This is a genomic window from Methylobacterium gregans (assembly GCF_022179245.1).
Taxonomy (GTDB): Bacteria; Pseudomonadota; Alphaproteobacteria; order Rhizobiales; family Beijerinckiaceae; genus Methylobacterium; species Methylobacterium gregans.
Genome location: NZ_BPQM01000083.1, coordinates 21,590 through 28,091, shown reverse-complemented (window position 1 = coordinate 28,091; position 6,502 = coordinate 21,590). Strand labels below are relative to the sequence as shown.

The following is a 6,502-nucleotide window of genomic DNA, read 5'->3' as shown; positions in this document are numbered from 1 at the left end:
CACGATCTCAGACATACGAACTTCGCGGGCCTCCCAAGGGTCGTCGGCAACAGTTCGGGGCTATAGCTCAGCTGGGAGAGCGCCTGCATGGCATGCAGGAGGTCAGCGGTTCGATCCCGCTTAGCTCCACCAATCCTCATCCTCCGACAAAGCCGCCTCGCTGCCCCGCGAGGCGGCTTTGTCGCGTCTGGCGTATAGTAACCGCAACGCCGTGTTAGGCGGCATGGCGTAAGCCTGTTCCGGGGATGAGGGAGCGGGCGAGAGATGCTCGACGAAGCTTTCAAGCATGTCCGCTACGCCGTGGCCCTGCGGGATTGCGCGCAGCGGAGCCGGACGGCGGCCGAACGCCAGCTCCTGACGATCCTGGCCTCCGTGCATGAGCGGCGCGGCCGCGCCCTGATCAGCGCCATCGAGGCCCACAAGCGGGCGACCGCCGGATCGCGCCGGCTCGGTCGCTGATCCCCTCTCAGGCAGCGAACCGGTCGGCGCCGCAGCGGCGAAGGTGCTCGCGAAACCCGTCGCGCTCGCGCCGAACGGCCGCGAGCTCCGCGCGGAGAGCCATGACCTCGGCTTGCAGCTCGCCGGAATCGACGGCCATCTCCACGCACTGGTCCTGCACCTCAGCGAGTTGCAGGCGCAACTCGACGATCTCGTTCGCCAGTTCGAGCAAGGCTGCGCTCGGATCGGGCACGGGCTTCTCCCAGGGTGGCCCGGCGCGCCGAGGGGCGTCGCAGTCGGGCCTCCAGAACTCGGCCTCCGGCCCTTAACAAGACCTTACCGGGATCCCGCGAATGCGGTGGACAAGCCTGGGGCTGGCTGCGGGACGGGGCGTGCGTAACCGCAGACGGGCGCTCCCCGGCCGCTCGAAATGCCGCTACCGTTCGGTATCGATCCCGCGTGAGCGAACACGATCGGCGCGGGATCGCAAGGGCGGAGACCCATCGCGCGAGGCGGAGGCTGCCTGCGGCGCGGATGTTCAGGTTTCGGGAGGTCTGAGATCTTTCGCGAGTGCAGGGCAGGGCCCCGGGGCTGCGCGCCCCGGACCTCGCCCAAGGGCCTCGGGCCCTCGGAGATCCCCGACAAGGAGCCGGCGAAGACCGGCCTGACCATGGACCAGCCAGGGAGGAGACCATGAGGCAGTATGTCGGCGCGATCGACCAGGGCACGACCAGCAGCCGCTTCATCGTGTTCGATCGCGAGGGACGCATCATCGTCTGCAAGCAGCGCGAGCACGCGCAGATCTACCCGCGTCCCGGCCATGTCGAGCACGATCCGCTGGAGATCTGGGCGAACACGCAAGGGGTGATGCGCGCGGCGCTGGAGGCGGCAAACCTCGCGCCGCAGGACCTTCTCTCGATCGGCATCACCAACCAGCGCGAGACCACGCTGATCTGGGACCGGCGGACGGGCAAGCCGCTGCACAACGCGCTGGTCTGGCAGGACACCCGCAACGACCGGCTGGTGGCCGCGTACCAGCGGGACGGCGGGCGTGACCGCTTCCGGACGCTCACCGGGCTGCCGCTGGCGAGCTACTTCTCCGGGTTGAAGCTGCGCTGGCTGCTCGACCACGTGGAGGGCGCCCGGGAGAAGGCCGAGGCGGGCGACGTCCTGTTCGGCACCATCGACACCTGGCTGATCTGGAACCTGACGGGCGGGCCAGAGGGCGGCCTGCACATCACCGACACGACCAATGCGAGCCGCACGCAGCTGATGGGGCTGGAGAGCCTCGCCTGGGACGATTCCATGCTCGCGGCCTTCGGCATTCCGCGGGCGATGCTGCCGGAGATCGTCTCCTCCTCCCAGGTCTACGGCGACACGAAGGTGCCGTTCGCGGGCGTGCCGATCGCCGGCATCCTGGGCGACCAGCAGGCGGCGCTCTTCGGCCAGACCTGCTTCCAGCCGGGTGAGGCCAAGAACACCTACGGCACCGGCTGCTTCGCGCTGATGAACACCGGCGAGACGCCCGTGCCCTCAACCTGCGGCCTCGTCACCACCGTCGGCTACAAGCTCGACGGCAAACCCGCGATCTACGCGCTCGAGGGCTCGATCGCGATCACCGGTGCCCTGGTGCAGTGGCTGCGCGACAATCTCGGGCTGATCCGGAACAGCGCCGAGATCGAGCAGCTCGCCCAGACCGTCGCGGACAACGGCGGCGTCTACTTCGTGCCGGCCTTCTCGGGCCTCTACGCGCCGCACTGGTGCGAGTCGGCCCGCGGCCTGATCATCGGGCTCACCCGCTACGCCCACAAGGGCCACATCGCCCGCGCCTGCCTGGAAGCGACCGCCTTCCAGACCCGCGAGGTGCTGGAGGCGATGGCGACGGATTCCGGCATTCCGGTGCGCGAGCTGCGCTCGGACGGCGGCATGGTGGCCAACACCGCGCTGATGCAGTTCCAGGCCGACATCCTCGACGTCGCCGTGGTCCGCCCGAAGGTCACCGAGACCACGGCGCTCGGTGCCGCCTACGCGGCCGGCCTCGCCACCGGCTACTGGCGAAGCCAGGACGACCTCGTGCGCAACTGGGGCGTCGACCGGCGCTGGGAGCCCGAGATGGACGCGGCCCATCGCGACCGGATCTACGCCGCCTGGGGACGGGCCGTGAAACGCTCCTTCGACTGGGCCGAGCCGGAGGTGTGAGCCGGCGGCCGGTCAGCGCGCCGGAACGGTTAGGGAAGAACGACCCTTCGAGGTGCCGGCCGGCATCTGAGCGCCCCGCTCAGCCCTCCTCGCCCTGGCGGTCGCGGTCGAGCTGCCGCAGCAGCTCGGCGAGCCGCGGATCCAGGCCCTCGTCCAGAACGGGCTCGTAGAGGGCCTGAAGCTGCCGGCCGAGACGCTCGCGCGCCAGCGCGTCGAGCACGGGGCCGTTATCCGGGGCGTCGCGAGAGGGCGTCATGATGGAGATATTGCCCGGCACCGGCGCGCGGCAAGTCGGATCGGCACACCACACCGCCTCCGATGCATCATTGTGCTTGAGCCCGCCCGCCGAGCGCATTAAAAACCCTCGGACCCGAACCAAGAAAAAAGGCCACCCCCGAAGGAGCGGCCCGAAGTCTAGGGAGGAAACGCCCAAAAGAGGGCTGCGCGACCGCGACGCCATCGCGATCGTGCGCAATCGTTGTGACACGCCATGCTGCGCCGCACCATCCCCGGATTGGGGGAGGGAGACATGCGCTGAATGCATGGATTAGATGGATCCCGCGGCAGCTGGGAGATGGTCGAGCACGGACCGAATCTTCCGGGGGATCTTCTTAAGACAACGGCGTCACCATCGGCACGCTGTTTTCCGGAAGGCCGCCGATGGTGCTGCTGTACGTGTCCGCCGCGTGGATGGGCGGGATCCTGACCCTGGCCGCCCTGTGGCAGCCCCTCGGCCCGGCGCTCGCGCTGGTCGCGGCACCCTTGGGCGCGAGCGCGGTTACTGCCGGTGCGGCCTGCCTGATCGGCCTCCGCGCGAATGTTCGGCGCGGCCGGGGCGGTCCACCCCCGGGCGGCTTGGCCTTCGCTTGGCTGCGGGCCCGCTGAGAGCCCGCTGACGGTTCGCCGATCGCCCGAGACTGGCATTCGGGTGGCGTTGCGCGCACAAGACAGGGAGATCCGGCGGGGAAAACCGCCACCCATGGAGCGCCTGTCGATGAACCCGGCCGACCTCGCCGCGCATGCCCATCAGGTTCTGCAGGAGGCGGACATCGCCGAGCTGCCGAACCGCTACCGCGGCAAGGTGCGCGACAACTACGACCTCGCGGACGGGCGGCGCATCCTCATCACCACCGACCGGATCAGCGCCTTCGACCGGGCGCTCGCCGCGATCCCCTTCAAGGGCGCGGTGCTGACCCGGACCGCGCGCTTCTGGTTCGAGCACACGGCCGACATCTGCCCCAACCACGTCCTCGCCTACCCGGACCCGAACGTCGTGGTGGCGAAGCGCCTCGACATCCTGCCGGTCGAGGTGGTGGTGCGGGGCTACCTGGCGGGCACCACCTCGACCTCGATCCTGACCCGCTACCGGGCCGGCGAGCGGACGCTGTACGGCCACCGCTTCCCGGACGGGATGCGCCCGAACGAGCGGCTGCCGCAGGCCATCATCACCCCCACCACCAAGGCCTTCGACGGCGGCCACGACGAGCCGCTGACCGAGGCCGAGATCCTGGAGAAGGGCCTGCTCACCGCGGAGCAGTGGCGCACGGTGTCGGAGGCGGCGCTCGCCCTGTTCGCGCGCGGACAGGCGCTCGCGGCCGAGCGCGGCCTGATCCTGGCCGACACCAAGTACGAGTTCGGCACCGACGCGGACGGGCGCATCCTGCTCGCCGACGAGATCCACACCCCGGACAGCAGCCGGTACTGGTTCGCCGAGAGCTATCCGGAGCGGCTCGCCGCCGGCACGAGCCCGGAGAGCTTCGACAAGGACTTCGTGCGCAACTGGGTGGTGGCCCGCTGCGACCCCTACCGCGACCCGATCCCCGAGATCCCCGCCGAGGTCGTGCTGGGGACGGCCGCCGTCTACATCCGCGCCTACGAGACCATCACGGGCGAGCGTTTCGCGCTGCCCGACCCGGCCGAGGTCCCGCTGGAGCGCGTCCGCCGCAACCTCGCGGCGGCCGGGCTGCTGGGCGAGCCGGCCTGAGGCCGGCGGCGAACCTTCCAGGCCGGCGCCGCCGGCCGACAGGGACGCCCTGCGGCGCGCCCGATCTTTGAAAGCACTTTCCGGGGGCGGAGGCGTAGATTTCCATCGTGGCGCAGGCGTTTGGGGACGCCGCGCGCATCCGAGCGGCGAGCGGGCACGATGGCTTTGAACCACAGGATCGGCTTCGAGACGATCGACTTCGACAGGACCGATGCGGTGCGGAGATCGCGCCCGCGCCCGCCGTGTCCGGGCCCAGTTCCGACGACTGGCCCGGCACGCAAGGACGATGGCGATGTTCGATCTCGACGCGACGCTTGATCTTCTCGATACCCCCGCGCTCCCGGCGGACGACGACGCCCCGTGGGCAGCGCGCGACCGCGATCACGGGCGGGCCGCGCTGGCAGCCGCCCTCGACGACGGGCTCCTGTCCGAGGAGGTCGACGCGATCCTGGACGGCCGCCGGGTGGTCGAGGCCTTCCCGGTCCGCTGGGGCGAGAGCCCGCCGGCCTACGCGACCCGCGCCGTCGCCGAGATGATGGCCGCCTACCTGCGCTAGCCGCCGCACCGTACGGGCGCCGCCGCACCGTACGGGCGCCGCCGCCCTATAGCGGAACGCTATGGCCCGGTGACGCAAGCTGTATTTGTGGCCGCGACCGCACCCTCCTAGATCGTTCCGAACCCGTGCCGGACGCGCGGGACGGCGGGGAGGACGCGATGCGGACGATCGACCACGGTCAGCACCAGGACATCCGCGACGCGGTGCGCGCGCTCTGCGCCGAGTTCCCGCCCGAGTACCACCGCAAGGTCGACGAGGCCCGCGGCTATCCGGAAGCCTTCGTCGATGCGCTCACCAAGGCCGGCTGGATGGCGGCGCTGATCCCCGAGGCCTATGGCGGCTCAGGGCTGGGGCTCACGGAAGCCTCCGTGATCATGGAGGAGATCAACCGCTCGGGCGGCAATTCCGGCGCCTGCCACGGGCAGATGTACAACATGAACACGCTGGTGCGGCACGGTTCCGAGGCGCAGCGCCGGCACTACCTGCCCCGGATCGCGGCCGGGGAACTCCGCCTGCAATCGATGGGCGTGACGGAGCCGACGGCGGGCACCGACACGACGAAGATCAAGACCACGGCGGTGCGCCGGGGCGATCGCTGGGTGATCAACGGCCAGAAGGTCTGGATCTCGCGCATCCAGCACTCCGACCTGATGATCCTCCTGGCCCGCACCACGCCGCTCGATCAGGTCGCCAAGAAGTCCGAGGGTCTCTCGATCTTCCTCGTGGACCTGCACGCGGCGCAGAAGAAGGGGATGGCGGTCCGGCCGATCCTCAACATGGTCAACCACGAGACCAACGAGCTGTTCTTCGACGACCTCGAGATCCCGGCCGAGAACCTGATCGGCGAGGAGGGGCAGGGCTTCCGGTACATCCTCACCGGGCTCAACGCCGAGCGGGCGCTGATCGCGGCCGAGTGCATCGGCGACGGCTACTGGTTCATCGACAAGGTCACCGCCTACGCGAAGGAGCGCACCGTGTTCGGTCGCCCGATCGGCCAGAACCAGGGGGTTCAATTCCCGATCGCCGAGAGTTTCATCGAGGTCGAGGCGGCCAACCTCATGCGCTACGAGGCCTGCCGGCTCTACGACGCGGGCGAGCCCTGCGGCGCGCAGGCCAACATGGCCAAGTACCTCGCCGCCAAGGCGAGCTGGGAGGCCGCCAACGCCTGCATCCAGTTCCACGGCGGCTTCGGCTTCGCGGCCGAGTACGACGTGGAACGCAAGTTCCGCGAGACGCGGCTCTATCAGGTCGCGCCGATCTCCACGAACCTGATCCTCTCCTACGTGGCCGAGCACATCCTCGGCCTGCCGCGCTCGTTCTGAAGG

At 69.8% G+C, this 6,502-nt stretch carries 8 protein-coding genes and 1 tRNA gene; 7 read left to right on the top strand and 2 right to left on the bottom strand.

Annotation, left to right across the window (positions count from 1 at the left end; all coding sequences use genetic code 11):
* The first annotated feature begins 56 nt into the window (after positions 1 to 56).
* A tRNA-Ala gene (locus MFF54_RS16910) sits at positions 57 to 132 on the top strand.
* 132 nt (positions 133 to 264) lie between these two features.
* Positions 265 to 459: a hypothetical protein gene (locus tag MFF54_RS16905; RefSeq protein WP_238304009.1), complete on the top strand. Its 195-nt coding sequence runs from the start codon at positions 265 to 267 to the stop codon at positions 457 to 459.
* Between the two features lie 7 nt (positions 460 to 466).
* Here the strand turns inward: MFF54_RS16905 and MFF54_RS16900 are convergent, their stop codons facing one another.
* Complete coding sequence (locus tag MFF54_RS16900; RefSeq protein ID WP_238304008.1) at positions 467 to 691, bottom strand: hypothetical protein; 225 nt, start codon at positions 689 to 691, stop codon at positions 467 to 469.
* A 440-nt stretch (positions 692 to 1,131) separates the two neighbouring features.
* Between MFF54_RS16900 and glpK the strand changes: the two genes are divergently transcribed.
* Positions 1,132 to 2,637 carry a glycerol kinase GlpK gene (gene glpK, locus MFF54_RS16895; RefSeq protein ID WP_238304007.1) on the top strand — a complete coding sequence of 502 codons (1,506 nt, stop codon included), beginning with the start codon at positions 1,132 to 1,134 and terminating at the stop codon, positions 2,635 to 2,637.
* Between the two features lie 79 nt (positions 2,638 to 2,716).
* On the opposite strand, the gene MFF54_RS16890 is transcribed toward glpK, so the two are convergent.
* The gene (locus tag MFF54_RS16890) at positions 2,717 to 2,893 is read right to left on the bottom strand and encodes a hypothetical protein (protein WP_238304006.1); all 177 of its coding nucleotides are present in this window, start codon (positions 2,891 to 2,893) and stop codon (positions 2,717 to 2,719) included.
* Between the two features lie 404 nt (positions 2,894 to 3,297).
* Between MFF54_RS16890 and MFF54_RS16885 the strand changes: the two genes are divergently transcribed.
* From MFF54_RS16885 to MFF54_RS16870, 4 genes are all read left to right on the top strand, one after another.
* A complete protein-coding gene (locus tag MFF54_RS16885; RefSeq protein ID WP_238304005.1) occupies positions 3,298 to 3,522 on the top strand; it encodes a hypothetical protein in 225 nt (74 codons plus the stop codon).
* A 109-nt stretch (positions 3,523 to 3,631) separates the two neighbouring features.
* Positions 3,632 to 4,621 (top strand): phosphoribosylaminoimidazolesuccinocarboxamide synthase, encoded by a 990-nt coding sequence (locus MFF54_RS16880; protein ID WP_238304010.1) that lies wholly within the window; start codon positions 3,632 to 3,634, stop codon positions 4,619 to 4,621.
* A gap of 292 nt (positions 4,622 to 4,913) precedes the next feature.
* Complete coding sequence (locus MFF54_RS16875; RefSeq protein ID WP_238304004.1) at positions 4,914 to 5,177, top strand: hypothetical protein; 264 nt, start codon at positions 4,914 to 4,916, stop codon at positions 5,175 to 5,177.
* A 158-nt stretch (positions 5,178 to 5,335) separates the two neighbouring features.
* Entirely contained in the window at positions 5,336 to 6,499 is a 1,164-nt protein-coding gene (locus MFF54_RS16870) for an acyl-CoA dehydrogenase family protein (protein ID WP_238304003.1), read from the top strand.
* The last annotated feature ends 3 nt before the right edge of the window (positions 6,500 to 6,502 follow it).

Coding starts and splice junctions, on each gene's coding strand:
- MFF54_RS16885 (WP_238304005.1), top strand. CDS start 3,298: ATGGTGCTGCTGTACGTGTCCGCCGCGTGGATGGGCGGGATCCTGACC.
- MFF54_RS16890 (WP_238304006.1), bottom strand. CDS start 2,893: ATGACGCCCTCTCGCGACGCCCCGGATAACGGCCCCGTGCTCGACGCG.
- MFF54_RS16880 (WP_238304010.1), top strand. CDS start 3,632: ATGAACCCGGCCGACCTCGCCGCGCATGCCCATCAGGTTCTGCAGGAG.
- MFF54_RS16870 (WP_238304003.1), top strand. CDS start 5,336: ATGCGGACGATCGACCACGGTCAGCACCAGGACATCCGCGACGCGGTG.
- MFF54_RS16875 (WP_238304004.1), top strand. CDS start 4,914: ATGTTCGATCTCGACGCGACGCTTGATCTTCTCGATACCCCCGCGCTC.
- glpK (WP_238304007.1), top strand. CDS start 1,132: ATGAGGCAGTATGTCGGCGCGATCGACCAGGGCACGACCAGCAGCCGC.
- MFF54_RS16905 (WP_238304009.1), top strand. CDS start 265: ATGCTCGACGAAGCTTTCAAGCATGTCCGCTACGCCGTGGCCCTGCGG.